The sequence below is a fragment of the Pseudomonas sp. GW823-FHT02E01 genome (assembly GCF_058797535.1).
This window is the reverse complement of record NZ_JBXAJS010000009.1, coordinates 209,363-233,319: the sequence shown is the minus strand read 5'-3', so window position 1 is coordinate 233,319 and position 23,957 is coordinate 209,363. Positions and strand designations below refer to the sequence as shown.

General features: G+C 57.2%; 23 protein-coding genes and 4 pseudogenes. 12 read left to right on the top strand and 15 right to left on the bottom strand.

What is annotated here, in order from left to right:
• Nucleotides 1-47 precede the first annotated feature (47 nt).
• Nucleotides 48-665 carry a LysE family translocator gene (locus AC1RDQ_RS22155; protein WP_057716628.1) on the top strand — a complete coding sequence of 206 codons (618 nt, stop codon included), beginning with the start codon at nucleotides 48-50 and terminating at the stop codon, nucleotides 663-665.
• A gap of 8 nt (nucleotides 666-673) precedes the next feature.
• Here AC1RDQ_RS22155 and dsdC read toward each other — a convergent pair whose 3' ends face one another.
• The 3 genes from dsdC to AC1RDQ_RS22140 all read right to left on the bottom strand — a co-directional run bounded on the left by dsdC (nucleotide 674) and on the right by AC1RDQ_RS22140 (nucleotide 4,540).
• The gene (gene dsdC, locus AC1RDQ_RS22150; protein WP_057716629.1) at nucleotides 674-1,642 is read right to left on the bottom strand and encodes a DNA-binding transcriptional regulator DsdC; all 969 of its coding nucleotides are present in this window, start codon (nucleotides 1,640-1,642) and stop codon (nucleotides 674-676) included.
• A 161-nt stretch (nucleotides 1,643-1,803) separates the two neighbouring features.
• On the bottom strand, nucleotides 1,804-3,156 hold the full coding sequence (gene dsdA, locus AC1RDQ_RS22145; RefSeq protein ID WP_492588117.1) for a D-serine ammonia-lyase: 1,353 nt from the start codon (nucleotides 3,154-3,156) through the stop codon (nucleotides 1,804-1,806).
• 43 nt (nucleotides 3,157-3,199) lie between these two features.
• Nucleotides 3,200-4,540 carry a GntT/GntP/DsdX family permease gene (locus AC1RDQ_RS22140; RefSeq protein ID WP_057715308.1) on the bottom strand — a complete coding sequence of 447 codons (1,341 nt, stop codon included), beginning with the start codon at nucleotides 4,538-4,540 and terminating at the stop codon, nucleotides 3,200-3,202.
• A 366-nt stretch (nucleotides 4,541-4,906) separates the two neighbouring features.
• On the opposite strand from AC1RDQ_RS22140, the pseudogene AC1RDQ_RS22135 reads away from it, so the two are divergent.
• The 3 genes and pseudogenes from AC1RDQ_RS22135 to AC1RDQ_RS22125 all read left to right on the top strand — a co-directional run.
• A pseudogene (locus AC1RDQ_RS22135) lies at nucleotides 4,907-5,743 on the top strand (patatin-like phospholipase family protein); the annotation flags it as partial.
• A 322-nt stretch (nucleotides 5,744-6,065) separates the two neighbouring features.
• A pseudogene (locus tag AC1RDQ_RS22130) lies at nucleotides 6,066-6,197 on the top strand (IS30 family transposase); the annotation flags it as partial.
• 227 nt (nucleotides 6,198-6,424) lie between these two features.
• The gene (locus AC1RDQ_RS22125; protein WP_057715310.1) at nucleotides 6,425-7,366 is read left to right on the top strand and encodes a GlxA family transcriptional regulator; all 942 of its coding nucleotides are present in this window, start codon (nucleotides 6,425-6,427) and stop codon (nucleotides 7,364-7,366) included.
• 117 nt (nucleotides 7,367-7,483) lie between these two features.
• Here AC1RDQ_RS22125 and AC1RDQ_RS22120 read toward each other — a convergent pair whose 3' ends face one another.
• The 4 genes and pseudogenes from AC1RDQ_RS22120 to AC1RDQ_RS22105 all read right to left on the bottom strand — a co-directional run bounded on the left by AC1RDQ_RS22120 (nucleotide 7,484) and on the right by AC1RDQ_RS22105 (nucleotide 10,730).
• Nucleotides 7,484-8,932, bottom strand: a complete 1,449-nt coding sequence (locus AC1RDQ_RS22120) for an amidase family protein (RefSeq protein WP_492588116.1) — start codon at nucleotides 8,930-8,932, stop codon at nucleotides 7,484-7,486.
• Between the two features lie 281 nt (nucleotides 8,933-9,213).
• Nucleotides 9,214-9,660, bottom strand: coding sequence for an HvfA family oxazolone/thioamide-modified RiPP metallophore (locus AC1RDQ_RS22115; protein WP_057715312.1), 447 nt, complete (start codon nucleotides 9,658-9,660; stop codon nucleotides 9,214-9,216).
• Between the two features lie 255 nt (nucleotides 9,661-9,915).
• Nucleotides 9,916-10,398 (bottom strand): annotated as a pseudogene (locus tag AC1RDQ_RS22110) (HvfX family Cu-binding RiPP maturation protein); the annotation flags it as partial.
• Nucleotides 10,399-10,424: 26 nt separating this feature from the next.
• Nucleotides 10,425-10,730 (bottom strand): SDR family NAD(P)-dependent oxidoreductase, encoded by a 306-nt coding sequence (locus AC1RDQ_RS22105; RefSeq protein WP_492588114.1) that lies wholly within the window; start codon nucleotides 10,728-10,730, stop codon nucleotides 10,425-10,427.
• Between the two features lie 758 nt (nucleotides 10,731-11,488).
• Between AC1RDQ_RS22105 and AC1RDQ_RS22100 the strand changes: the two genes are divergently transcribed.
• Entirely contained in the window at nucleotides 11,489-12,016 is a 528-nt protein-coding gene (locus tag AC1RDQ_RS22100) for a VOC family protein (RefSeq protein WP_492588113.1), read from the top strand.
• An 8-nt stretch (nucleotides 12,017-12,024) separates the two neighbouring features.
• The gene (locus AC1RDQ_RS22095) at nucleotides 12,025-12,831 is read left to right on the top strand and encodes an SDR family oxidoreductase (protein WP_492588112.1); all 807 of its coding nucleotides are present in this window, start codon (nucleotides 12,025-12,027) and stop codon (nucleotides 12,829-12,831) included.
• A gap of 37 nt (nucleotides 12,832-12,868) precedes the next feature.
• On the opposite strand, the gene AC1RDQ_RS22090 is transcribed toward AC1RDQ_RS22095, so the two are convergent.
• Both AC1RDQ_RS22090 and AC1RDQ_RS22085 read right to left on the bottom strand, forming a co-directional pair.
• Nucleotides 12,869-13,888, bottom strand: coding sequence for a zinc-dependent alcohol dehydrogenase (locus tag AC1RDQ_RS22090; protein ID WP_057715317.1), 1,020 nt, complete (start codon nucleotides 13,886-13,888; stop codon nucleotides 12,869-12,871).
• Nucleotides 13,885-15,624, bottom strand: a complete 1,740-nt coding sequence (locus AC1RDQ_RS22085; RefSeq protein ID WP_492588110.1) for an FAD-binding protein — start codon at nucleotides 15,622-15,624, stop codon at nucleotides 13,885-13,887. Before AC1RDQ_RS22085 ends, AC1RDQ_RS22090 begins: the two co-directional genes overlap by 4 nt.
• A 30-nt stretch (nucleotides 15,625-15,654) precedes the next feature.
• Here AC1RDQ_RS22085 and AC1RDQ_RS22080 point away from each other — a divergent pair, with 30 nt between their 5' ends.
• The 4 genes from AC1RDQ_RS22080 (at nucleotide 15,655) to AC1RDQ_RS22065 (ending at nucleotide 18,551) form a co-directional block, all read left to right on the top strand.
• Complete coding sequence (locus tag AC1RDQ_RS22080) at nucleotides 15,655-16,407, top strand: TetR/AcrR family transcriptional regulator (RefSeq protein ID WP_492588109.1); 753 nt, start codon at nucleotides 15,655-15,657, stop codon at nucleotides 16,405-16,407.
• Nucleotides 16,408-16,623: 216 nt separating this feature from the next.
• Nucleotides 16,624-16,950 carry an isochorismate lyase gene (locus tag AC1RDQ_RS22075; RefSeq protein ID WP_090454865.1) on the top strand — a complete coding sequence of 109 codons (327 nt, stop codon included), beginning with the start codon at nucleotides 16,624-16,626 and terminating at the stop codon, nucleotides 16,948-16,950.
• Between the two features lie 78 nt (nucleotides 16,951-17,028).
• Nucleotides 17,029-17,454: a GNAT family N-acetyltransferase gene (locus tag AC1RDQ_RS22070; RefSeq protein ID WP_057715321.1), complete on the top strand. Its 426-nt coding sequence runs from the start codon at nucleotides 17,029-17,031 to the stop codon at nucleotides 17,452-17,454.
• A gap of 179 nt (nucleotides 17,455-17,633) precedes the next feature.
• Nucleotides 17,634-18,551 carry a bifunctional helix-turn-helix transcriptional regulator/GNAT family N-acetyltransferase gene (locus AC1RDQ_RS22065; RefSeq protein ID WP_057715322.1) on the top strand — a complete coding sequence of 306 codons (918 nt, stop codon included), beginning with the start codon at nucleotides 17,634-17,636 and terminating at the stop codon, nucleotides 18,549-18,551.
• 181 nt (nucleotides 18,552-18,732) lie between these two features.
• Here AC1RDQ_RS22065 and AC1RDQ_RS22060 read toward each other — a convergent pair whose 3' ends face one another.
• Nucleotides 18,733-19,302: a lipid-binding SYLF domain-containing protein gene (locus AC1RDQ_RS22060; RefSeq protein WP_057715323.1), complete on the bottom strand. Its 570-nt coding sequence runs from the start codon at nucleotides 19,300-19,302 to the stop codon at nucleotides 18,733-18,735.
• 415 nt (nucleotides 19,303-19,717) lie between these two features.
• Between AC1RDQ_RS22060 and AC1RDQ_RS22055 the strand changes: the two genes are divergently transcribed.
• On the top strand, nucleotides 19,718-19,945 hold the full coding sequence (locus AC1RDQ_RS22055) for a hypothetical protein (protein ID WP_492588108.1): 228 nt from the start codon (nucleotides 19,718-19,720) through the stop codon (nucleotides 19,943-19,945).
• Here the strand turns inward: AC1RDQ_RS22055 and AC1RDQ_RS22050 are convergent.
• Nucleotides 19,908-20,477: a carboxymuconolactone decarboxylase family protein gene (locus AC1RDQ_RS22050; RefSeq protein ID WP_492588107.1), complete on the bottom strand. Its 570-nt coding sequence runs from the start codon at nucleotides 20,475-20,477 to the stop codon at nucleotides 19,908-19,910. The genes AC1RDQ_RS22055 and AC1RDQ_RS22050 overlap by 38 nt on opposite strands.
• A gap of 73 nt (nucleotides 20,478-20,550) precedes the next feature.
• Here AC1RDQ_RS22050 and AC1RDQ_RS22045 point away from each other — a divergent pair, with 73 nt between their 5' ends.
• Nucleotides 20,551-20,868 carry a winged helix-turn-helix transcriptional regulator gene (locus AC1RDQ_RS22045; RefSeq protein WP_057715325.1) on the top strand — a complete coding sequence of 106 codons (318 nt, stop codon included), beginning with the start codon at nucleotides 20,551-20,553 and terminating at the stop codon, nucleotides 20,866-20,868.
• 84 nt (nucleotides 20,869-20,952) lie between these two features.
• Here AC1RDQ_RS22045 and AC1RDQ_RS22040 read toward each other — a convergent pair.
• From AC1RDQ_RS22040 to AC1RDQ_RS22025, 4 genes and pseudogenes are all read right to left on the bottom strand, one after another.
• Nucleotides 20,953-21,573, bottom strand: a pseudogene (locus tag AC1RDQ_RS22040) (tyrosine-type recombinase/integrase).
• A 196-nt stretch (nucleotides 21,574-21,769) separates the two neighbouring features.
• Nucleotides 21,770-22,783, bottom strand: coding sequence for an alpha/beta hydrolase (locus AC1RDQ_RS22035; protein WP_340315743.1), 1,014 nt, complete (start codon nucleotides 22,781-22,783; stop codon nucleotides 21,770-21,772).
• A gap of 32 nt (nucleotides 22,784-22,815) precedes the next feature.
• Entirely contained in the window at nucleotides 22,816-23,235 is a 420-nt protein-coding gene (locus AC1RDQ_RS22030; protein ID WP_057715327.1) for an organic hydroperoxide resistance protein, read from the bottom strand.
• A gap of 205 nt (nucleotides 23,236-23,440) precedes the next feature.
• Nucleotides 23,441-23,842: a helix-turn-helix domain-containing protein gene (locus AC1RDQ_RS22025; RefSeq protein WP_492588106.1), complete on the bottom strand. Its 402-nt coding sequence runs from the start codon at nucleotides 23,840-23,842 to the stop codon at nucleotides 23,441-23,443.
• Nucleotides 23,843-23,957: the final 115 nt, after the last annotated feature.

The following is a 23,957-nucleotide window of genomic DNA, read 5'->3' as shown; positions in this document are numbered from 1 at the left end:
GGGATGATGAATAACGCGATGATTGATGAACGGGCGTGGGTGACGCCATGACCTTCAGTGTCTTTGTTGCCTTCTGGGCGGTGTCGTTTCTGTTCGTCGTTACGCCCGGAGCGGATTGGGCCTACGCGATATCCGCTGGCCTGAAGCATCGCGTCGTCATACCGGCTGTGGGTGGACTGCTGTCCGGCCACCTGATTGCCACATTGGTGGTAGCCGCTGGTGTCGGCACCCTGGTCGCCAACCATCCTGGGGTCATGTCAGTGCTGACGGTGGCCGGGGCGGGTTACCTGCTTTGGTTGGGCATCAACATGCTCACCCGTCCCTCCACACCCCACACCGATGAAGTTCAGGCGTCAGGCTCATGGTTGCGCTGGGCGCTCAAGGGGCTTTGCGTCAGCGGCTTGAATCCGAAAGTGTTCCTGCTGTTCCTGGCGCTCTTGCCCCAGTTTGCCGATGCCACTGCCCCCTGGCCTGTACCGACGCAGATGATTGCACTCGGGCTTGTCCACACCGTCAGTTGTGGCGTTATTTATCTCCTGGTCGGTTTTGGCTCACAGGTTGTTCTAAAGGCACGCCCAGCCGCTGCTCAGTGGGTCAGTCGTTTCTCCGGAGCGACCATGATCATCATCGCCGTGACGCTGTTTACCGAACAGATGCCAGCTTGATTGCCTCATCAGGACAGGTCATCGTTCTCATCCAGAGGTGATGATTGATGTGCGCATTCTCGTAGCCAGTTCATGAAAACCAGCAATCGCTTAGGGATAGTGCCGAGCGACGGGTGAACCAGATAGTAATCGTAGTGGCCTGAGCGGCTGAATTCAGCGACCGGCAGGACGAGCTCGCCGCGATCAACCCGCTTCTGCACAAGCTGCTGACGGCCAATCGCAATGCCGGCGTGGTTCATGGCTGCGGTCACACATAAATCAGAGCGATCGAAGGTCAAGCTACGTTTGGGAAGTGCCGCGAGCATGTTGTGTTGCTCTGCCCAAAGCGTCCACTCGGCATCATAGGCCGCATGATCCCACGCCAGGGAGTCATGCAAGATTGTGCAGTTCCTTAAGTTGTCCGGGTTCTCCTCCAGGCGATGGCGTCGCGCATACTCGGGACTACACACCGGGGCCAGCCGCTCGCGCATCAACCGATGGCTCGTCAACCCGGGAAACTCGCCATTGGCGTAGTACAGGGCCAAGTCGATTTTACGGGTTCGAAAGTCGACATTGTCATTGCCTACCCGCAGGTCCAATGACACCAAGGGATATCGCTCGATAAAATCCGCCAGCCTGGGAACCAGCCAGCATTGGGCAATGGAAGGCCTGACATAGAGCGCGATCGAGCCGGCAATTTCCGCCTGTGTCGATTGCTCGAGTGCCTCGGACAATTCTCCCATCGCATTCTGGAGTATTTCGAAGATACGCTCGCCTTCGTCGGTCAGGCTGACCTGCCGGGTCAGGCGCTGGAACAGCTTCATGGATAAGGCGGTTTCCAGACGACTTATACGGTGGCTCACGGCGCTTGCGGTCAAACACAGCTCCTCTGCCGCACGGGCGAAGCTCAGATGACGAGCGGCAACCAAAAAGGTGTGAAGGTTCGCGAACTGGCTGCTGTTGAGCCTGGAGCTGATACGTGGAGGAAGGTTGAGCACGACAGTTTTCCCTCAAACCCAAAAGCCGCCTTGCGTTGTACGCATTTCCAGCGGGCAAACGTAACGGATGTGGCAAGACGTTGATCTTGCCACATTCGGTTCAGGCTTAAATCAGCGAGAACTCTGTCGAGTCCAGGCAATTCGGGTCCATTCAGACCAGATTAACCTTTGGCGAGCAATTCACGGCCCTTGGCCAGATAAGCTTCCATCTCGTCGCAAGGCACCATATTGCCGCCCGTTGCCCAAACCAGATGGGTGGCTTGCACCATGGCCTGACGGTCCAGGCGCGCGCGAGCCAGGTAGCCCTGCTGGTCGGCCTGGACTCTGGCAATGCCGGGCACGCCGGCGAGCGCGGATGGCTCGAGGCGCACACCTTCGCTGCGCTCCATCAGTGCCAGCAAACTGTACATTTCCTCGTCGCTGACCGTGTAGAAACCATCAAGCAAGCGCTGCATGGCCTTGCCGACAAAACCTGAAGCGCGTCCGACGGCCAGGCCGTCCGCAGCCGTCACGTTGTCGATGCCGAAGTCTTGCACGCTCACTTCGTCGTGCAGGCCGGTATAGACGCCCAGCATCATGCATGGTGAGTGTGTGGGCTCGGCGAAGATGCAATGGACAGCGTCGCCAAAGGCTAGCTTCAGGCCGAAGGCCACGCCGCCAGGCGCGCCACCCACCCCACAGGGCAGATAAACAAACAATGGATGTTGCGCATCCACGGTGATGTCAGCCGCTGCCAATTGCTTTTTCAGGCGCTCGGCAGCCACCGAGTAGCCCAGGAACAGGTTGACCGAGTTTTCATCGTCCACAAAATGGCAGGCTGGATCTGACTCCGCTTGTTGACGGCCTTGCGAGACGGCCACGCTGTAATCGGAGGAGTACTCAATAACGGTAACGCCGTGTGAACGTAACTTGTCTTTCTTCCATTGCCGCGCATCCGCCGACATATGCACGGTCACCTGGAAACCCAATGCCGCCCCCATGATGCCGATGGACATGCCAAGGTTGCCGGTCGAGCCAACGGCTATTTTGTATTGGCCGAAAAAGGCACGCGCCTTATCGCTGTCCAGCACCGCGTAGTCGTCATCAAGCGTCAGCAGATTCGCGGCCAACGCCAGGTCTTCGGCATGCTTGAGCACTTCATAGATACCACCGCGCGCCTTGATGGAGCCCGAAATCGGCAGATGGCTGTCCCGCTTGAGCCACAGCGCCCCTTGCAACGCGTGACCGTAGCGCTCGCCGAGCAATTGCTGCAGGTGTGGTACGGGCAGAATGTCCGATTCGATAATGCCGCCACTGCACTCCGTCTCCGGAAACGCGCGCCGCAGGTAAGAAGCAAAACGCGTCAGTCGCGCGCTGGCATCGGCGACGTCTGCGGCCGTCAACCCCACATCGCCAATCGATTCCGCGACCGGGGCCACGGCAGGGTTGAACCAAGTGGTTTCTTGCAGCGCGACCAGATCGCGAATCAAAGGATAACTGGCATACCAGCTTTCAAGTGTCTTGCCCAAAATCATGGCGTGGTCCCTTTAAACAATCAGGCGGAAAATACGGGTTGAATCAAACGAATTGCGACAGCAGCAGGGTCAGGCCCAGCGCGATCAATGAAGCCAGTACGGTGGCCGAGGTGAATTTCTTCAACGCTTCGGCGAGCGAGACTCCTAGGTACTCCTTGACCACCCAGAAGGCCGAGTCCGTCACATGGGTCCAGCCAATGGCGCCGGCACCGATGGCAATGCAGATAATTTCCTTACTCACGGTGGGATGAGCGCTCAGCATCGGCATCACCATGCCGGCGGCACTGATCATTGCCACCGTCGCTGAACCGACGGCGAAGTGCATCAGCCCTGCCACCAACCACGCCAGGACGATGGGATTCATGTTCAATTGCGTCAACGAGCCGGACAGCGCGTTACCCACGCCGCTGTCGACCAGGATGCCGTTGAATGCCCCACCGGCACCGATGATCAGCAGAATGCTGGCCAGCGGAGGAAAGCTCTTCTGAGTGTGCGCGAGCAAGTCAGGCATTGATAAGCCGCGGCGCAAACCCAGCGCCCAGTAAGCGAACACCACAGCAATGGACAGTGCTATCAGCGGCGTCCCCAGGAACGAAACGATGCTGAAGAGCCCGGAGTCATGGGGCAGTCCGGCCGCAAAACTTTTGCCGACCATCAGCAGCAGTGGCAGCAGGATGGTCAGCAGTGTCAAGCCAAGGCCTGGCAAGTCCCGGGTCGCGCTGTCAACGCAATGTTCGTCCAGAAAAGCTTCTTGAGTGTCGGGCGCTTCACTCTTGCAGACCAGCTTGATCCACAGCGGCCCGGCAATGATGGCGGTAGGCAGCGCGATAATGAGGCCATACACAATGACCTTGCCGACATCGGCGCCCAGCAGCCCGGTGATGGCCATCGCGGCAGGGTGCGGGGGCAACATGCAATGAACCGCCATCAGCGACACGGCCAAGGGCACGCCCAAGTATAGAAGGTTGATCCGGGTCTCTTTGGCGACCACATAGATCAGGGGAATCAGCAGAACGAATCCAACCTCGAAGAACACCGGGATGCCCGCGATAAACCCTACTAGCATCATGGCCCATGAGGCACGCTCTTTACCCAGGGTGCTCAATAGCGTCTGGGCAATGCGCTCCGCGCCACCGGATTCTTCCAGCATCTTGCCGAGTATGCCGCCAAGGCCAATGATCGTTGCCAGGAATCCGAGTGTTCCACCGACACCTTTTTCATAGGAAGAGGCCATTTGCGCCAGTGGCATGCCGGAACCGATGCCCACCACAAAGCTCGCAGCGGTCAAGGCCAGGAATGCGTGGACACGCACTTTGACGATTAGAAAAACGATCAGAATGATGGCGGAAAACAACACCACCAATAGAGTGGGACCACTGTGCATACAATCTCCTGAAAGAGCTTTTATTGTTGAAACAAGTGATCTTGGTCACTCAGCTTTTCGGCATTAGAGAGCGCAACACAGGGACCTGACAAAGGATGGATTTTCAAGGGATGGATGACATGAGGTCATCTATGGTGAGTGCATGGCGTGCAGTGATGAAAGTTCGAGCCATATCTACAAGGGACTGGAGGCTATCAATGCCTGGAAGCAAGCCTCGCAGGCCAAATGAACCTGAGCGCGCGGCCAATGAGTTTTTTTATCATGTCAAGGAGCGCAAAATGAGCTGTCTGGCGTTCGAATGATGTGTCGCAGTCGGCTGGCGTGTAGACATCTCGGGCACCATGGGTAAGGACTTTCTCGAGTACGATGAGCGCGCGCTTGCTGTCGACTGCAGGGGCCGGAGGAGGCGTTTTGAAACCATTCGCGCTCAGACCAGGCGCCTCGACTCTCAACATGTTCCTGCAAGGGGGCTTGCCGCGCCGTGATGCTGTGCCGCAAACGTTAACGGAAAAAGCGGTCATCCCTGGCATTCCCAATGCTCGCTATTGGTTGGACCACGACCTGACTCTGTTCATTCAGGATGCAACTGAGGGCAACAAACGCGAGAGCGAGGCTCTCGCCAAGGCAGGGAAACCGAACAACATCCTGCCGCTGGCAAATATGCTGGCAGTTTCGGGAGGCGGTGACGCAGGCACATTCGCAGCAGGACTCATTACGGGGTGGACCACGCATGGGACTCGCCCCATGTTCAAGGTCGTCACGGGCATTAGCGCGGGCGCCCTGGTCGCCCCGTTCGCTTACCTGGGATCCGAGTACGACGAAGTCATTCGGTATATCGCCAACGCCATCGGTCCAAAAGACGTTTTTCATTCGCGAAACGTGCTGACCCGTCTTGCCAGCGACGGTATAGCGGACAGCAAGCCACTGTCGCGGCTCATCACAAAGTACATCACCGCGGAAATTCTTGCGGCGATTGCATCGGAATACGCCAAAGGGCGAATCCTGCTGATCGGCACAACCGACCTTGACTCAGGGCGGCCAGTCACTTGGAACATGGGCACTATCGCCGCAAGCGAAGCACCGGGAGCGCTCGACCTCTTCCGCAACATCATGATCGCGTCGATGAGTATTCCCGGCGCCGTCTCACCCGTCATGATCGATGTAGACGTTGACGGCAAACAGTTTCAGGAAATGCACGTGGACGGTGGGGTAATCACTCAGGTGTTCCTTTACCCACCTGGCACAAAGATGGCGCTGAACAGAGCCACCGGAGCACCTTTGCGACTCGAACGGCATTTCTATGTCATTCGTAACGGGACACTGGAGCCGCAGTGGTCCGGGACGAAACGCCGTACATTGAGCATCGGCGGTCGAGCCATCAGTGCATTGATTCAAACTCAGGGGATCAGCGACCTGGAGCGAATTTACCGTATGGCGCAGCAGGATGGAGCGGATTTCAATCTTGCGTACATTGGCTCCGACTTTTACTTTCCGCGCAATCAGAAATTCGATGGCGAGTACATGAAGCGTTTATTCGATTACGCCTTTCAACTCGGCGCGAAGGGCTATCCGTGGCATAAATCACCGCCCTCGGAAAACTCTGAACTACGAAACACCCGCTGAACGATTGAGCCAATCTGTTGCGTCGACCGGTTGAATCCACTGCCAATGGCCAGAAACCAAAACTCCACCTGGCAGCGCGAATGCCCCTACCGCCGATCTATTCCTTATAGACCCCGACCTTCACATTACAGCCCGCCTTCGTGACCTTTGAATAACAAGGGAGTCGACCGGCATTTTCTCAGGGGCCGAGTGGGATGCAAGGTGATTGACCATGGCTTGAAATACTCGTATAGCTCATGTCAGGCCACAGAGGTTTGTCCTATGATCACGATTGGCTTTGTTTTGCCGCACGGCTTCCAAATCATGGGATTGGCAGCAGTTTCCGCGTTCGAACTCGCTAACGGCACGGCGAATGAGCCGTTGTATGGCATCCGACTCCTCTCGGAGAGCGGTGGCGCTGTTCCCAACTCGTTTGGTGCCCCTGTTGAAACGAGTCCGCTGTCGAGCAGCAAGGTTGATACGCTGATCGTCACTGGCTCGATGCATCCGGCACCCTCTCCGTCTGACTTGATAACGCAACTGCGTAAGGCATCCGAGTCCACACGGCGCACTGCATCGGTCTGCACGGGGGCCTTTATACTTGGTGAAGCAGGATTGCTCGATGGTCGACGAGTCACCACGCACTGGTTTCATGCGCGCGATCTTCAGAAACAGTTTCCGAAAGCACATGTAGAGGACGATCGAATTTTCATCATCGACGGACCTATCTGGACCTCCGCCGGGATGAGCGCCAGCATAGACTTGGCGCTTGGCATGATCGAGAAGGATTTTGGCCCGGAACTGTCCCGTAGGGTTGCCCAAGACTTGGTCGTCTATCATCGACGTGCCGGCGGACAGTCTCAGCACTCGGCGCTGTTGGAGTTAGACGCCAAGTCCGATCGCATCCAACGTGCATTGGCACACGCCCGCCAGAACCTGCGCGCCCCACTTACAGTAGAAGAACTGGCAATGGCAGCCCATCTGAGCCCAAGGCAGTTCAGTCGAGCGTTTCGAGCCGAAACCGGACAATCGCCCGCCAAAGCAGTCCAACACCTTCGTTTAGAGGCAGCGAGGGTAATGGTAGAGCAAAGCCGTCATTCAATAGACGAAGTCGCCTCCGAAACCGGTTTTATCGATACAGAGCGAATGCGCCGAGCATTCTTGCGTGCATTCGGGCAGCCCCCGCAGGTTCTGCGACGCAATGCGCGATTGGCGGAAGTTTAGGAATGCTGATCACTATGGGATTGAATTAAATTTTGCGACCCGGACCAGTTAAGTCCGGGCCATGACTAGACGTATCTCCGTTAACCACGGTTACACAATTGATACATGCCCTATCGTTCAGACGGAGCGCGCTACCGCTCCTACTGCCGCCTCCACGCGACGAGCAAGTTCAAGGAGCTTTCGGTCGTCACCATTCTTGCCGTCTATTTCCAGACCGATAGGAAGTCCGTTGCTGGACATTCCCATCGGAATGCTAATGCCCGGCAACCCTGCGATGCTCCCAGCGACGGTATGCCTCGCGAGAGCCAGGTCGTCGACCTCCTGCCCTGCGATGGTGAACTTCGTCTGTTGCTCAATCGTTGGTGCAGGACAGGGTGTAGTTGGCATGATGAGCGCCTGAGCCCCACTGCTGGAAAATGCCATGTTAAATCGGCGCTGGATTTCCGGACGATCATGATCAAGCGCGGTTTGATATGTCTCATGGGAAATGAATCCAGCGCCACTCGGCAATACAAGATGGCCCCAAGCATCTTTCAAGCCAGGCTTCAATTCATTGTAAATATCTTCAAATGAGCTCGGTATCCGATTCTTGCGAAGGAAGCCTGCGACCGACTCCATCGTCTCATGGAAGAAAATACTCCACGTCGACCTTTCGGTCATGGCGAAAAAATCTTCACCAAGGTCTACTTCGACAACTTCCGCACCAGCGTCACACAGCCGACGAATCGTCTCTTTGAAGTGCTCCTCAACTTCATGATTGATACGCTCAAGATGTTGCCGAGGAGCATAGGCTAGCCGGATTCCTCTAAGACCCGTCCAGTCACCATGAACGGTAGATGTGGTCTTCGTGACGACCTGGTCGATCAGTGCGCAATCCTCGACGGTGCGCGCGAATACACCCGCTGTATCGAGCGTATGGGAGATGGGAGCAATCCCATCACCAGACCACCGCCCCGGGCTGGGCTTGAACCCCACTACACCACAGAACGACGCTGGCACGCGGATAGAACCCACGGTGTCACCGCCGAGAGCCGCGGGCACGATCTGAGCGCCTACCGATGCTCCCGCGCCACTCGAAGAGCCTCCGGTCACGTGTTCAGGATTGTGCGGATTTTTCGCCTGGCCGAAGTGGCTGTTATGTCCGGTCAAACCATATGACATTTCCACAAGATTGTTCTTGCCGAACACTATGCCCCCGGCATCCTTGATCGCTCTAACGACCTCTGCATCTCGAGCTGGCACAAAGTTCTCCAAACTGCGGATGCCGAGTGTTGTCCGTAAACCTTGCGTTAGATAACTGTCCTTGACCGCAACCGGAACGCCCAACAACGGGGCGGTAGAACCAGTAGCGCGAGCGGTATCACAGGCTCTCGCCGCGGCAAGTACTGCGGCTTCGTCGATCGTGATAAAGGCGCCCAGGTCAGAGAAAGTGTGAGCTCGCCGAAGTAGCGCCGCAGTATAGGATTCTGACGAAATTTCGCCTCTACGTATGGCGGCAGCCGCAGCAGCAACACCAAGTTCGCTGAACCTGTCAGGTGATATTCCAGTGTCATCGCCCTTAAGCATATAAACCTCACGGTAGGTTGGGTTGAGACGAGGGATGCTCCCGTCATGACTTGAATCTACCCACACCGCGCAAAGTCCGAAATGTCGAATATACCTCGTTTAGGGACATTGCCCGTCCGCCAATGGATCAGAGCGACCTAACGAAGATCCACATCGCGTTGAGATAAGGTCAACATCGTCGGCAGAAACTTGCGGCGGCTGAATTAAATGCAGGCACGGCTGTACACATAAAAAAAACGCCCCCGCGTAAAGCGGAGGCGCATGACGATGAAGTGAATGGTTCACTCCTTGGTAGAGAACAGACCATTGGGCAGTTCCTTGCCGTTCTCGTTATAGGCCGCCTTGACGCTCAGGTACGACTCCATTTCATCAATGTAGCCGTCTGTGTTGGTGTCCTTCTTCGCGAATACGGCTTGCCCCTTCGGCTCAACCACGAGGAACTCGGCGCGCGAGATTCGCGCATCATCATCAGTATCGATCGCGTTGAAGATCGCATCACCGCACTGGCCCTCACCGCACTTCCCTTCGGTGGTCTTTGCCTGTGTCTTGGTCTCCGTGCCACCGCACTTACCTTCACCACACTTCCCTTCAGCTCCGGTGTGCGACGCGGCAAGCATGTAGCCTTGCGGCAATTGTTGTACGGCAAAAGCCGATCCACTCAGAACGATCCCGGCCAGCGCGACACTCATCAGACCAATACTCTTGTTACGGATGGTTTTATCAGACATTACATTTTCTCCAGGTGGGGTGCGGCGAAGCCGCTGGGTAGCACTGCGAAATGCAGTAGCAAGTCAAGATTTGGAAAGCGGCATGTGAACGGAGCCAGGTCTGCGGGAAAAAACCAGCAGGATCGCTGCGATGCCCGCCAACGTTCCTCCCACCCACGGCAACAATAGCGAAACCGTCACCCCCAACGTCAGGAGCACAAGCCCCCAAACGCTCGGACCAGCAGAGCTCTTACTTGCTGAGTCTCGGAGGACTTCGATGAGATGATCGAGGCTTAGTCGACCGGATCCGTTGAGGATGAGAGGCAAAAGCATCACCAGGTAGATCAACGGCAGCTTGTAGTTGCCGTAGCCATCGTTGCTGATTGCGTAGCCTTGCCACAGCTCGCTCAAGCTCGACCAATCTGACGGCCAGTGAATGGTGTAGGTGGCCACTATTGTCAGCACCCACAGTGACAATGCGACAAAACGGGTGCCCAAGCCGAGCAGCAAAGCGAAGCTGCCGACCAGTTCGAACCAGGTTGCCATGGTCCAATTCGTACTCGAGCTCAGCAAAGAGAAGGGCATCGGGAACTTGTCGCCAAGGTCGGCGAACCAGTTCGCCCCTTGCAGCTTCTCAAGTCCGGATTCGAAGAATTCCCATGCGAGCAAAATGCGGAGCCCAAAGGGCGCCAACCAAAGCCCGACAACATCTATACGGGATGTCAGCGACTGCTCGACTTGTTGGTTTCGGTTCGACATCTGGTTTTCCTCGGGCAACGTGTGCCCTATTTCGAAGGGCCGGTCGCGCCGATACCCACATTGTTGACGAGCACGGTGATGCAGGAATCGGTTTGAAGTACGCGCTCAACACGGGCCAGATCGTCAGCGCCAGTGAGATCAGCTGCGATAGTCTCAACTGAGCGGCTAGTGCACGTGGTAATCGCCCGCACCAGTTCGCGAAGCTTTTCGACGCGGTGCGCAACCAGGATCAGATCGTAGCCAGCACGGGGAAGCCGGTCAGCGTAAACAGCGCCAATACCAGAAGATGCGCCAGTTGCCAGCGCAGTACCTTGGTGGATGCGGGTGTTCATGGCAGTTTCCTTTAACCGGCGGGGTACCGGGTTCAGGAACAAATCTACGCCAACAGGCTTGTGACCTAAATGACGCAGATACCTCCTTTTGCGCCGTCACGTTAGCGAAGCTCACGTCTTTGAGTCTGCCCGTTCGGGCTCGGAATGAAGCTCGCACCCGCAAGCTGAGCTATCCCGCGCCAGACGCTGGCGCGCTGGGTGATTCGGTGCGGTGAACAGCTACTGCCCCTGTTCAACCTCATTCGAGATGAGTTGCTGGATTAGAAGTAGCTTGTTTCTACGGACAAAAAAATTGTCGAACAGCAAGCGGCCTGACTGATCTGACCGGTTTCTGCCGGCTCTCACCGGCAGCTATTGGCTGAAGCGCACTTCTGCTACACGAGTTATGGCTCAAGCCTTTTTCTCCGAGCGCCGTCTATCAAGCTCGTCTCGAATGTCTGTCCAGTGCCGGGGCCTACGCCAAATCAAGAGTGCAATCTCGATTTCGGTTCCCCGCGAACAACATAGCCAACTCATTCGCGCACACGTGCAGGGCTGTTGCTTGCATGGCAAATCATTCCGTCCTCCAGCGAGACGTCGGCGAAAGGCTCACCCTACTCCCTCGGTCGGCGTGACACACATAAGCTATTTTGTGCCATTATGCTTGGCGCATAATCTTATTTTTGTGCCATAACCACCACTGGCGTCACAGAGCCCAACCCCGGGCTGAACCTTCGTCAGTAGCCTTTTCCCAATGACATCACTCCCAAGGAGGCGTCATGAGCAGTGCATTGCTTGGTCCGATCAGTCAGATCGGTTATCTGGTCGAGAGCCTGGAACAAAGCATGGAACGCTGGCGACAGCATCTCGGTGTCGGGCCCTGGACGCTCTTTCGCAACGTCAGCCTCCAAGGCAAGTATCGAGGTGAGCCGGTCACTGTCACGATCGATGTCGGGCTTGCGTATCAAGGGGATATCCAGATCGAGCTGATCCAGGTGACCAACGATGCGAAGTCGCCCTATCGCGATGCTGAAGGTCAGCCAATCCGGGGGATGCACCATGTCGCCTGGGTCGTCGATGATTTCGACCAGACGCTGGCGCGATTGACCGCGACCGGTTTGCAGATGGTTTTTGAAGCCAGCAACCCGACGACCCGCGTGGCCTATCTGGAAAACCATTCGGAGCCTGGAGTGCTTTACGAAATCATCCATGGGGTTGGGATGCGCGAGTTGATCCAGCAGGGGATTGCGGCCTCCAGGCACTGGGATGGCTCGGATGTGGTGCACATTATCGATGTGGGGGCGTGAGGGGCAGCATGTCGAAACGACTTGAAGGTAAAGCGGCATTGGTGCTGGGTGTGGCACCTGGCAACGTCGGCGAAGCCGTGGCTCGACGTTATGTCGAACAAGGGGCGCGCGTGCTGGTTTCAGGGCGCCGCGCTGATGCAGTGGCGGCGGTTGCACAGTCACTTGGGGTGCCTTGGCTGGCGTGCGATATCACCTCGCAGGCCGAGGTCGACGATCTGGTGGCGCAGAGCAAGCAGTGCCTGAACGGCCTGGACATCGGCGTCAATGCCACGGGCTGGGGGCTCTTGAAGCCGTTCCTGGAACACAGCCGCGAAGACCTGGAGAAAATGAACGCGGTGCAATTCACCGGCCCGTTCCAGTACTTTCAGGCGCTGCTGCGTCATATGCCGACGGGGGGATCAATCATCCAGATCTCGTCGGTCACAGCCAGCATCATGTTCGACAACCACGCCGCGTACATGGGCACCAAGGCCGGCATCGACCACGTCATCCGTTGCATCGCTCACGAATTCGGTCAGCACGGGATCCGGGCCAACTCCATTGCCCCCGGTGGTGTTGCCGATGCGCCGATGTCAGGGGGCGGGCTGCTGAGCCCGTCTATCGCTGCCCTCTATCACCGCGAAATCCCCCTCGGGCGCAGTGGTGTTACCGCCGACGTGGCCGATGCGGCACTCTGGCTGGCCAGCAACGAGTCCAGCTTCGTGACCGGTCAGGTCATTCATGTCAGCGGCGGACAGACGCTTCGACGCAATCCCTCTATTTCCGAGATCTATGCGGCGGCCACTGCACCCGCAGGCCCGGCCCGGCACCTCTGATAAACAGCACGGCCGGCATTGCCGGCCGTGCGACGGTTCAGGGCTTGATGATGACTTTGGCCGACCGCTGTGGGTCAGCCGCCGTTTTATAAGCCTGCGCGACGTCATCGAGCGAGAAACGGTGGCTGATCATGGACTCCGGATCGAATGCGCCGGATGCCAGCAGTTCCAGTGCCTGCGCGAACTCCGTCGGATAACACAGGGTGCCGATCAGTTCGAGTTCCTTGACCTGCAGGATCGAGAAGTCAAAAGCCTGCGGTTGCTTGTAGACACTTGCCACGGTGATGCGGGCGGCATCCCGGGCCCTGGCGATGGCCTCGTGCAGCACGCCACTCACCCCTGAACACTCGAAGATCACCTGGGTCGCGGGCGCTTGCGTCCCCAGGAAAGTCGGCACGCTGCCATGGGCCCGTGCGAGTTCGCTCCACAGGTCGTCTCGTGTCGGATCGAGCGTCAGGTTCGCCCCCAGCCCGGCAGCAATCTCCAGGCGCCCGGCAGACAGGTCAGCCACAGCGATCTGGCTGATGCCCCGGGCCTTCAGGCACGCGACGATTCCCAGGCCAATGGCCCCGGCGCCAAGGACCAGCACGGACTCACCGGCCGTCACCCGTGAGCGATTGACCGCGTGCAAGGCCACCGCCAGCGGTTCGACGAGGGCGGCCACCTCCAGGGGAAGGTTCGCGGGCAGTTGATGCAGAATCGGGCCACTGTTTACGTTGCGCACCCGGACCAGGTTCGCCAGCGCCCCCTCATCGCTGCCCACGCCGATCATCGCGCCGTTGGCCATGGGATTGACCACGACCCGCATGCCGGGCCGGTAGTGGACGACCGCCGTGCCCACCTCGCGGATGACCCCGGAGAACTCATGCCCCAATGGCATCGGTGCCCCATCGCGGCGAATGCCCCCGCTCTCATAGAAGCCCAGGTCACTCCCGCAAACACCGCACGCGGCGACTTCGACCAGCACATCTGTCTCACCCGGGGATGGTAAAGGGACTTCGTCCACCCGCAGGTCTCGAGGGCCGTGGAGTCGTACCTGTTTCATCACATGGTTCATTGTTGAGTCCTGTTGGTGGCTGACGCCGATTCGGCGGCGATGTGATCGGCGGCGATGAAGGCGAAGGTCATCGCCGGGCCAATGGTCGAACCGGGGCCGGGATAGGTCTTGCCCATCAGCGCAGCCGAGGTGTTGCCCACCGCATAGCAGCCGGCAATGGCCGAGCCGTCCGGGCGCAGCACACGCGCGCAGGCGTCGGTGCGCAGTCCGCCTTTGGTACCCAGCTCGCCCGGATCGATGCGCAAGGCATAGAACGGCGCGCGATCGATCGGGCCAAGGCAGGGGTTGGGTTTGCAGGTGGTGTCACCGTAGTAGCGGTCGAACAGGTTGCCACCCTTGCCGAACTGCGGATCAACGCCAGCGGCGGCGTATTGGTTCATCTGCTCGAGGGTGGCTTCGAGCCCGGCGACGTCGACGCCGATCTTGGTTGCCAGCTCGACCGGTGTTTCGGCGCGGTAGATCACGTTGTCGAGCCAGCCGGCGGGGATCTTGCTGTCCGGCTGCACACTGCCCGGCAGCAACACACCGCAGGGATAGCGCTTGCGGTACTCGGCATCGAAGATCAGCCAGGCCGGTGCATTGGCCTGGGTGCGTTGATGGTCGGCATACATTGCATAGATGATGTCCGTGTAGGGCGCGGCTTCATTGACGAAGCGCTGGCCCAGTCGATTGACCATCACGCAACGGGGCGCCGCACGCTCAACGAACAGGGCGCGCTGGCTCGACTCCCCAGGCACCTTCACTGTCGGAGCGCCCCAGGTGTGTTCCATCAGCGCCACCGCACCGCCGGCCTCCAGCCCGGCGCGAATGCCGTCGCCATGGTTGATCGGCGGCGCCGCCGTCCATTGGGCCTGTGTGGGCCGGGGCAGATACAGTTCGCGCATCGCCTGGTTCGACTCGAAACCGCCGCAGGCAAGCACCACGCCGTGCCGCGCCCGCAGGCGTTGAGTGCGCCCCTCGCGCAGCACTTCGATGCCGACTACCCGGCCTTCATCCAGTTGCAATGACTGCATGGAGGTTTGCAACCACAAGGGAATGCCTCGCTCGGCCAAGGCTGCGCGCAGGCTCGCTACCAAGGCGTTACCTAGGGTCAGGCGGCGATCTCGCCGGCTGCGGCGACGCCAGCGAAAATCACTCAGGTAGCGCAGCGCCAGCCCTGCGGTCAGCAGCAACCAGCCGCGCTCCTTGGCAAGGATGGTGTGGGCCTCGACCTGGGTCATGGCGATACGTCCGCCAATCAGGGTCGCCGGCGAAGCCGCCCGCAACAGCTCGAAGTGTTCACCCAGGCGCGCCCCGTCGAACGGGGCCGGCTCCATGGTGCGGTAGCCGGGCTTGCCACCTTTGCGGTCCGGGTAGTAGTCGGGGTAGCGCGGCACCGCGCGAAAATTCGTGCGCGCCTGACGTGCCAGGTACTCAACCATTTTCGGACCATTGTCGAGATAGGCGTCGATGCGCTGCTGATCAAAATCTTCGCCAACCACCTCGCGCAGATAGCTGATCGCTTCGTCGTATGAATCGCTGCCCCCCAGTGCGGCAATCTGGTCGTTACACGGAATCCAGATCCCTCCCCCGGATACCGCCGTGGTACCGCCATAGACATCGCTCTTTTCAATCGCGAGTACCGACAAGCCGTTGTCGTGCGCTCGCAGTGCTGCAGTCAAGGCGCCGGCGCCCGAACCGACAATCACCACATCAAACTCGTCGTCCCGGTTCGAGTCCTGCTGACTTCTGGTCATGGCTATGCCTCCTGTTAAATGGCCGACTCTATGTCACACTTTTTATTATCTGTGCCAGAGATTGGCACGAAATGGCTTTTTGTGCCATGCCATGTGAAAATCGGGCTCAATTGCTTTTCCCAAGGGCCGGGCACGAATGCCCGCCCCGCCCCCCCCGAGCGTGTGAAGGTGCAAATGAGTCGACAATTACGCTGGGGTGATGCCAGCAGGATGGAAAACGCCAGTGATGGCCGGTCGCTGATCCTGCGTGCCGCCCTCGATGCGATGATTGCCGAGGGCGCCGAAGGTTTCTCGATCGATGACGTGGCCCGCGGTGCCAACATCTCGCGACGCACCCTGTACCGGTATTTTGGTTCCAAGAAGGAGCTGATTCAGGCTGTCGTCAGTGCAGAGAACGCTGCCTTTTTTGAGGAAATGCAACGCTCCCTGAATGAGTTCGAAGATGACTTCGAGGCTTATCTCACAGAGTGCGTGTGTTTCTCCGTACGCTACCTGGATCGTCATAACGGCGGCTTCCACCATAGCTATCTGACGAAGAACTCAACCCTGGAGGTGTTCACCTACATCCTCGAAAACATCGCACCGATGTGGCGTGATTTGCTGGAAGAGCCCTATCGTCGTTATGTCGAACGCCACAACAGGTCTGTCGCGTCGCTTGAGAACATCATCGCGCTGATCAGTCGAATCGGGCTCGCGTACTGTCTTGTTCCTGCCGATGAACATGCAATTCGTGAGCAACTGGCAATGCTTCAGCCGACACTTGTTTGCAGGACTCTTGAGTAAGAGATTAATCCGGTTTTCTGGCCGAAAATTCAGCGAGTCCTGATTGTCTCGATGAAAAAATTCGTGACAGGCAACTATCAGCGGTCACTCAAACACAGTCACCCTCGCCCACCGCCCTATCGATTAACGCAGTCTAAAGAGTTCGCCGATCCGCCTTAGCCAACGCCGATACTTCTTGCGAAGGCCCACGATTTTTCAGCAAACGGAGTCACCTACATGGACGTCATCAATCAGTTGCAGCCCGAAGAGTGTGCAGGAATGGAGGATATTCGACGTGAAATCGATGCCCTTGATCAGGTTGTTATCAAACTGTTGGGCAAGCGTTTTCACTACGTACTGGCTGCCTCGAAGTACAAGACCTCAGTGACTTCGGTGCGTGCTCCGGAGCGATTCAAGGCCATGTTGGCGACAAGACGCGAGTGGGCCGAGGCTGAGGGCCTGAGCCCGGATGCAATCGAGAGGATGTACAGTGACCTGGTGAACCACTTCATTGCAGAAGAGATGAAACATTGGGCGGCTCATCAATCCAACACCGGACTCTAGTGTCCGGACTGTCCGCCATGGGGTGACAGGAATGGGATACCTTGTTGACCCAGTTACTCACCGCTCAGGGAGAGCACCATGTCTGTAGAAATCCAACTTTCTGAAAATGCTACTGAAGCAGAGCGGCTGGGAATTTTGACCCCGTTGCTGGCCCATAACCAGGTCAACGGTGGAGACGACGCACATGAAACATTTGCTCTGTTGCTACGGGACCCTGACAGTAACGAAGTCATTGGCGGACTGTACGGCAAGGTCTCTTATCGATGGCTGCTCATCGATCTTGTCAGCGTTCCCGAGTCGATGCGTGGCCAGGGTATCGGAGAACGGCTAATGCGCATGGCTGAAGAAGTCGCGCAGAAAAAGCACTGTATTGGTATCTGGCTGGAGACTTTCAGCTTTCAGGCACCCGGGTTTTATCGAAAACTTGGTTACTCCGAATTCGGACGCCTGGCAGATTATCCACCGGGGCATACCCGGTTCTATTACCAGAAGTCGTTGTGCTGATCGCGTTTTGGATCTTGGGCCGATAGCTGCGCCTTGTAGCAGGCAGCAATCGGCCAGAAGCAGACGGTCAGACCCAATACGTCTTAACCGTAAACTGCCGTTGCACCTGACCATCGCAGGATTGACATGGTTGCCTAAGTCAATAATATAATTGCCTGAAGCAACTATATGGGGTTTTCATGACCGCAACCATCATGGAGCGCGCTGACACAGTCCGCCGCTTTAACCGTTTCTACACCCGGCAGATCGGCGCCCTGCAAGAGCACCTGCTGCAAGCCGAGTTTTCCTTGACCGAGGCACGCATCCTTTATGAATTGGGCGCCAGTGCTGGCCTGAAGAGTTCAGACCTCTGCCATATGCTCGGCCTAGATGCTGGCTACCTCAGCCGCGTCATCGGCGGATTCGAGAAAAAAGGATTGATCAGCAGGACTCGCTCGGCAACCGATGCCCGAGCATCTCAAATCCAGCTCACCGATCCAGGTCGTACCGTGCTGGCCTCGCTGGAGCAAGCCGCTCGTGAAGAAGTCGTGGTGATGCTGCAAGGCTTGCCTGAGCCACAGCAAGAGCAATTGATCCAAGCCATGAGACGGATACAGACGCAATTGGGCGACAGGGATCCCTCCTACCTTCTGCGCGATCCACGAGCGGGTGACATGGGCATTGTCGTTCAGCAGCAAGCTCAACTCTATGCCCGCGAATACGGTTGGAATACGGAGTTCGAAGCGCTGGTGGCGGAAATCGTCGCCAAATACCTTCGTGAGTTCGATCAGTCTTGCGAACGGTGCTGGATCGCGGAAAAAGATGGCATGGTCATCGGTTCGGTCTTTGTCGTCAGACATGATGAGACGACCGCCAAGCTACGGATGCTGTATGTGGATGCGAGTGCCAGAGGCATGGGAATCGGCAATCGGTTGCTGGAAGAGAGTCTCCGATTTGCACGCCATGTGGGCTACAAGAGCATGATCCTCTGGACAACCAGCGTGCTTTCCGATGCCCGAAAGCTATACCAGAAAGCAGGTTTTCAACTGGTCGAAGAAGAACAGGTACACAGCTTCGGAAAAGACCTCGTCAGCCAGACCTGGGCTCGGGACTTGTAGTGGCGTTGACGACACTGAAAGTGTTGGTGTTGCCCACCGTCCGCAATGGGTCGAAACCACACCTCTTTCTACCTGTAATTTTTCGTTGGCTGTGGTTTGACCAACTCCGCATTCCTGATGGCAACGAGGAGGCTCGCTAGCTGTCGCTCGAGCCTCCAGCTGAAGCGACCGACCGACGGGTTCAACGATCGAGCTTAGTAATTTTTGAACCCTGCAGTCCCAGCCCGGCCATTAAGCCCTTTTGATCAAAGATGAACGCATAAACATCAGACTGAGCCGTTGAAGTAGTCAGCGACTTAGCCATGCCTGAATCTACGACCACAATGCTTGGGCCCACGCCGACCTCAAAGCCATTAACATTTTTCAGATCGTTCATCGCTGAATAGGTCATGAAGAACATCACGTAACCAAACTTCTGCGCGCCCGCCTGAAGACCGTATGAGGCTGCAGTGGTCGAGTAGTATCCCGTGACTTTGCCGTTCTCAATCAATTCGCCTTCGCCATGCTGTGCACCGACGATGAGACCCGCTTTCAGCACATCCGGGAAAACGAGGATACCCTTGGCTTTCTGCGCTAAGACACGCGCTTCCGGCGTACTGATATATAAACTCTTTAACGCCGCTTTTGCCTCCTGATCCATCTGAGCGTTCGCAGCCTTCGCACCAGAGGCGGAAGTCGATTGATCCGTTTGGCACCCCGCAACGATCGCGAAGATAGAAACCAATGCCATTATTTGAAGGTGTTTGATCATGAGGAATACTCTTTTTCTACCCCCCCGCCACTGATGAACCTGCGTGACGACAGCCGTTGCTGGTTAACGTCTAACAGGTCCGACCTTTATTGCGTCGTGCTCACAAACAACTGGACTTTAGCCCTGCTAAGCGTTTGGTCAAATACGATGCGATGAACGCTTCGGATCGGCCCAGCAAAACCAAAATAGATCGCAGTGGTTTTAGACAGCTTCCACCCTCTCTCCGGCGTCGTGCCAACGGAACACAATCCACCTATCGCAGTAGTGATGCGCTAGTACATCACTGGTAATCTTCGCGCCACGTTCGCCAAACATTAAGGGATGGGGGCGAAAATAGAAGCCCCGGAGCCGCGAACCTTCGGGGCTTTGCTTTTTCTGCCTGGTGCTACGCTCACCTCATAACCGAGGATCCGCGATGCCTAATTTTGACCTGCTCCCCTCCCTGCTTCTCAAAATCAACGAAAACCAACTCGCCCTCGAAGCCGCCATCCTGGAACTATTCAACTGGGTTGAGCAGCGTGGGTCAGCTGAGGTCGCCGACAACGTACGCGGCGCCTTGGAGGCGATCGACCGGTTGAATCCACAGCCAGAAGCGGACAGTGAGCCTAAGATGATTGCGCGGTTTCATGACGAAACTCGCTGAACCTCGCCGCGTTTGGCTCAAGCGGAAGAGCCAGACTATTGGCAATATACGATACCGTTCGATAGAAGCCCGCCAGCATGAGCACTTCAAGAATCTGATTGTCATCGAGGTACTTTCGGGCGGCCTGAAATTCCACTTCGGTCAATGTAGCGCGATCGTGCAGGGCATCGATCGTAGCCAGCAGCACCGCTTCTTCTTCCTTCCAGTATTCCGCCCGGAGTGGATGGTCCAGCGTGTGGCCGATATCGTCTCTGGTCAGTCCGGCGCTCTCAGCGAAAGCCATAACGTGCACACCCCACTCATATTCGCATCCAGTACGCGCGCAGACCCTGTTGATGATCAGTTCCCGTTGACGAAGCGTCAGCAGGTTTCCATCCAGCAATGAACCGCCCCTGAACTTGCGCCACGCCCTCTCGCTGCTGGCGATGGTCGTGAACAACAACAGTGGTGGGACACCCTCCCCCATTATTTTGTCGAACGTTGCCTGGAGTTCTTCTGTGTAGGGTTTGCTGAGTGCTTGAATTCGAGCCACGGTGTACCCTCCGCTATCAAATATGTAGCACTAGTATTCGCTACACAATAAGTAGCACACAAGGGCCATAATTATGAGTGATGAGCAAAACTTGGATTCACGAATGCTAGACGGGCGTCGTCCGATCATGGCGCTCCTGGATGTGCTCGGACAAAAATGGGCCTTGCGGATTATCTGGGAGCTTCAGCACGGTTCACTGAGTTCCCGTGCATTGAGAAGCGCGTGTGGCGATATCTCGCCCACCGTTTTGCAAAGCAGAGTCAATGAGCTCCGAGAGGCGGGCTTCATCGAGTCAAACGATGGCGGTTATGGACTAACACCACTGGGTAAGGAGCTATCGGACTCGTTCTTACCTCTCTACAGGTTCGCCAATAAATGGGCCAATTCGTAGAGTAAAAATAGCGTTTGATTCTCGGCGAAATGTCCCCTTTGGGTCGGATAGCGACGGTCTAGCATCGACCGTCACTATGGATGATCAGACCTCCGTTTGTTCTGCCATTTCCAGGGCATCATCGACCTCGATTCCCAGGTATCTGACAGTGCTTTCAAGCTTCGTATGACCAAGCAGGAGTTGGACAGCTCTCAGGTTCTTCGTCCTGCGATAGATTAACGATGCCTTGGTTCTCCGTAGCGTGTGGGTACCGTACATGGTTGGATCAAGACCAATGGCTGTCACCCACGCTTTGACTATTCGAGCGTATTGCCTGGTGGAAAGATGGTCTGAGGCGTGCAAGCGGCTCAGGAACAAGAAGTCCTCACTGCGGAGATGGGCCCGATGCATCCAAGCCTCCAGAACCGTTCGGGTTTGCTCAGTGATTTCAAATTGCACTGGGTGCTGAGTTTTCTGCTGCATCACGATGGCTCATGACGACACATGCTCCCCATGGGCGATGTCTCGGACTCGCAACTTGGTTAAGTCACAGGCACGCAGCTTGCTATCGATGGCCAAGTTGAAGAGCGCCAAATCACGCGTCTTCTCAGCAAGCTGAAGTCTGACCCGGATGGCCCAGATATCTCTGACTCGAAGCGGGGCTTTCTGCCCGACAAGCTTTCCCTTGTTCCAAGGCTGATGGCTGTATCTAGCAATAGTGTTCATGCCTCGTCCTCCAGGTTGAGGGAGGACAAGGGTGGGTCAGTCACAATGGCTGGTGGTCGCTATCCTACCCATAGGTGCCCTTGGCGGAGGGCTGCTAACGCTACACCGGAAACGAAAAAGCCCGCTGTTTAGCGGGCTTTTCGTTTCCGGCGGTGATTACCAGTTCATGGCATACATCTCCGGTCTTGAGTGGGGGTCACTTCAAATGAACTTTCAGCTCTTCGGAAGCCTGCAGCATTGCAGAGCGTACCGCCGGAACCTGGCTGACCACGTTCAGCAAGCCGTAGTCATGGATCATGCCGTTGTAGCGCACCGCAGTGACCGGCACGCCGGCTTGGTCCAGTTTGCGAGCGTAGGCTTCCCCTTCGTCACGCAGCACATCGGCACTCGCGGTCTGGACCAGCGCTGGCGGCAGGCCTTTCAACTGCTCAGTGGTAGCGCGCAGCGGCGAGGCGTAGATCTCGGCACGTTGCTTGGGGTCGGTGGTGTAGTTGTCCCAGAACCACTTCATCATGTTCTTGGTGAGGAAGTGCCCCTCGGCGTACTGGTTGTACGACGCTGTCTCGAAGTTGGCGTCGGTCACTGGCCACAGCAGCACCTGGTACTTAATGGCCGGGGTACCTTTATCCTTGGCCATCAGGCTGACCACGGCTGCCATGTTGCCGCCGACGCTGTTGCCCGCTACCGCCAGGCGCTTACCGTCGACATTGATTTCCTTGCCGTGCTCGGCCACCCATTTGGTTGCCCCGTAGGCCTGGTTGATCGCCGTCGGGTAGTGCGCTTCAGGGGACGGGGTGTAATTGACGAACACCGCCGCCGCCCCGGACCCGACGACCAGATCGCGCACCAGGCGCTCATGGGTCGGGAAGTCGCCGAGCACCCAGCCACCGCCGTGGAAGTACATGAACACAGGCAAGGTCCCCTTCACACCCGCCGGACGCACGATGGTCAAGCTGATGTCCTGGCCGTCGACGGTGATGGTCTTCTCGCTGACATCCGCCTTGGGCAGTGTCAGTTTTACCCCGGCCTGAGCGCCGGTCAGTACCGCACGGGCGTCCTTCGGCGAAAGCTGCTCGATGGGTTTACCACTGCCTGAGTTCAATGCATCGAGGAATGCCTGGGTGTTGTGTTCGACGCCAGAGTCAGCGAATGCGTTACCGATCGACAAGGCAAGGAGCGAGCCGACGAGTGTTTTGGTCAAAACGTTCATTTCATATCTCCTGTTTCTCGTGAGGCGGGAAGTTAGACGGTGACGTGCAGACGGACATCGACGTTGCCACGGGTTGCGTTGGAGTACGGGCACACTTGGTGGGCCGCCTCCACCAACGCTTGTGCATCGGCGTGCTCCAGGCCTGGCAGGTTGATGTTCAGGTCGATATCCAGGCCAAAGCCGCCTGGGATCTGGCCAATGCCGACCCGCGCAGTGATCGAGGCGTCGGCTGGAATGCTGCGTTTGCTCTGGCTGGCGACGAACTTCAGTGCACCGATGAAGCAGGCCGAGTAACCAGCGGCGAACAGTTGCTCAGGGTTGGTGGCATCACCACCGGCACCGCCCAATTCCTTCGGAGTGGCCAGTTTCACGTCGAGGTTCTTGTCGCTGGAGATGGCTCGGCCATCACGACCGCCGGTTGCGGTTGCGACTGCGGTGTAGAGAACTTTCATGGCTTTCCTCACTTTTGAATGTCTTCGAGGGATTCTGTTAGCGATTTAAATGTTTGCGTTATAACAATGCGCAATAAGTTGCCGCTCAATAATTTAGCGCGCAAGATTTATAAAAAATCGTCGATAGCTGTAACAAATTGATTTTCAAGGGGGTTACACCTCAGTCCGCTTGGGCTCGCCCGCGCGTTGATGATGCCTTACCGTCTCAAGCAACGACCGGAATCGGGCAGATTGCTTGTTGCTGCCAAGCCTTCGGTGTCATGCCTTCAGCCTTCACGAATGTACGGCAGAAGTGAGATTGATCGCTGAAGCCGCATTCCTGCGCGATCTCTGTGAGCAACATCGTGGAAGCCTTCAATAACTCTCTGCTCTTCATGACCCGCTGTTCACGCAGCCATCGCTGCGGGGACATCCGGGTGCTTTCCTTGAACCTGCGTGAGAAGTGACTGCGCGACAATGCGCAAGCTTCGGCTAGTTCAGTCACTGAAATGCCGGTATCCAGCCTGTCCAGCATCAGTTGTTTGGCAGTTCTTATCTGCCAGGATTTGAGCTGCCCTGTCGAAGCCAGTGTGCGAGTCGCCAGCACGGTAGATTTGTCCTTGTTCATACACATCCGTTAATCCAGGTAACAGGATGCGAGCGCCTGACTCGAACAGCGCTGGGCACTGGAAATCCCCAGGGGGGCCAGGCCAGGCTCGTTGACTCGGTTCAGTCGACTGCGC

Excerpts from the sequence above, each read along its gene's own strand:
- AC1RDQ_RS22155 (WP_057716628.1), top strand. The coding sequence starts at position 48 with ATGACCTTCAGTGTCTTTGTTGCCTTCTGGGCGGTGTCGTTTCTGTTC.
- dsdA (WP_492588117.1), bottom strand. The coding sequence starts at position 3,156 with ATGATTTTGGGCAAGACACTTGAAAGCTGGTATGCCAGTTATCCTTTG.
- AC1RDQ_RS22140 (WP_057715308.1), bottom strand. The coding sequence starts at position 4,540 with ATGCACAGTGGTCCCACTCTATTGGTGGTGTTGTTTTCCGCCATCATT.
- AC1RDQ_RS22125 (WP_057715310.1), top strand. The coding sequence starts at position 6,425 with ATGATCACGATTGGCTTTGTTTTGCCGCACGGCTTCCAAATCATGGGA.
- AC1RDQ_RS22120 (WP_492588116.1), bottom strand. The coding sequence starts at position 8,932 with ATGCTTAAGGGCGATGACACTGGAATATCACCTGACAGGTTCAGCGAA.
- AC1RDQ_RS22115 (WP_057715312.1), bottom strand. The coding sequence starts at position 9,660 with ATGTCTGATAAAACCATCCGTAACAAGAGTATTGGTCTGATGAGTGTC.
- AC1RDQ_RS22105 (WP_492588114.1), bottom strand. The coding sequence starts at position 10,730 with ATGAACACCCGCATCCACCAAGGTACTGCGCTGGCAACTGGCGCATCT.
- AC1RDQ_RS22100 (WP_492588113.1), top strand. The coding sequence starts at position 11,489 with ATGAGCAGTGCATTGCTTGGTCCGATCAGTCAGATCGGTTATCTGGTC.
- AC1RDQ_RS22095 (WP_492588112.1), top strand. The coding sequence starts at position 12,025 with ATGTCGAAACGACTTGAAGGTAAAGCGGCATTGGTGCTGGGTGTGGCA.
- AC1RDQ_RS22090 (WP_057715317.1), bottom strand. The coding sequence starts at position 13,888 with ATGAACCATGTGATGAAACAGGTACGACTCCACGGCCCTCGAGACCTG.
- AC1RDQ_RS22085 (WP_492588110.1), bottom strand. The coding sequence starts at position 15,624 with ATGACCAGAAGTCAGCAGGACTCGAACCGGGACGACGAGTTTGATGTG.
- AC1RDQ_RS22080 (WP_492588109.1), top strand. The coding sequence starts at position 15,655 with ATGTCACACTTTTTATTATCTGTGCCAGAGATTGGCACGAAATGGCTT.
- AC1RDQ_RS22075 (WP_090454865.1), top strand. The coding sequence starts at position 16,624 with ATGGACGTCATCAATCAGTTGCAGCCCGAAGAGTGTGCAGGAATGGAG.
- AC1RDQ_RS22070 (WP_057715321.1), top strand. The coding sequence starts at position 17,029 with ATGTCTGTAGAAATCCAACTTTCTGAAAATGCTACTGAAGCAGAGCGG.
- AC1RDQ_RS22065 (WP_057715322.1), top strand. The coding sequence starts at position 17,634 with ATGACCGCAACCATCATGGAGCGCGCTGACACAGTCCGCCGCTTTAAC.
- AC1RDQ_RS22060 (WP_057715323.1), bottom strand. The coding sequence starts at position 19,302 with ATGATCAAACACCTTCAAATAATGGCATTGGTTTCTATCTTCGCGATC.
- AC1RDQ_RS22055 (WP_492588108.1), top strand. The coding sequence starts at position 19,718 with ATGCCTAATTTTGACCTGCTCCCCTCCCTGCTTCTCAAAATCAACGAA.
- AC1RDQ_RS22045 (WP_057715325.1), top strand. The coding sequence starts at position 20,551 with ATGAGTGATGAGCAAAACTTGGATTCACGAATGCTAGACGGGCGTCGT.
- AC1RDQ_RS22035 (WP_340315743.1), bottom strand. The coding sequence starts at position 22,783 with ATGAACGTTTTGACCAAAACACTCGTCGGCTCGCTCCTTGCCTTGTCG.
- AC1RDQ_RS22030 (WP_057715327.1), bottom strand. The coding sequence starts at position 23,235 with ATGAAAGTTCTCTACACCGCAGTCGCAACCGCAACCGGCGGTCGTGAT.
- AC1RDQ_RS22025 (WP_492588106.1), bottom strand. The coding sequence starts at position 23,842 with ATGAACAAGGACAAATCTACCGTGCTGGCGACTCGCACACTGGCTTCG.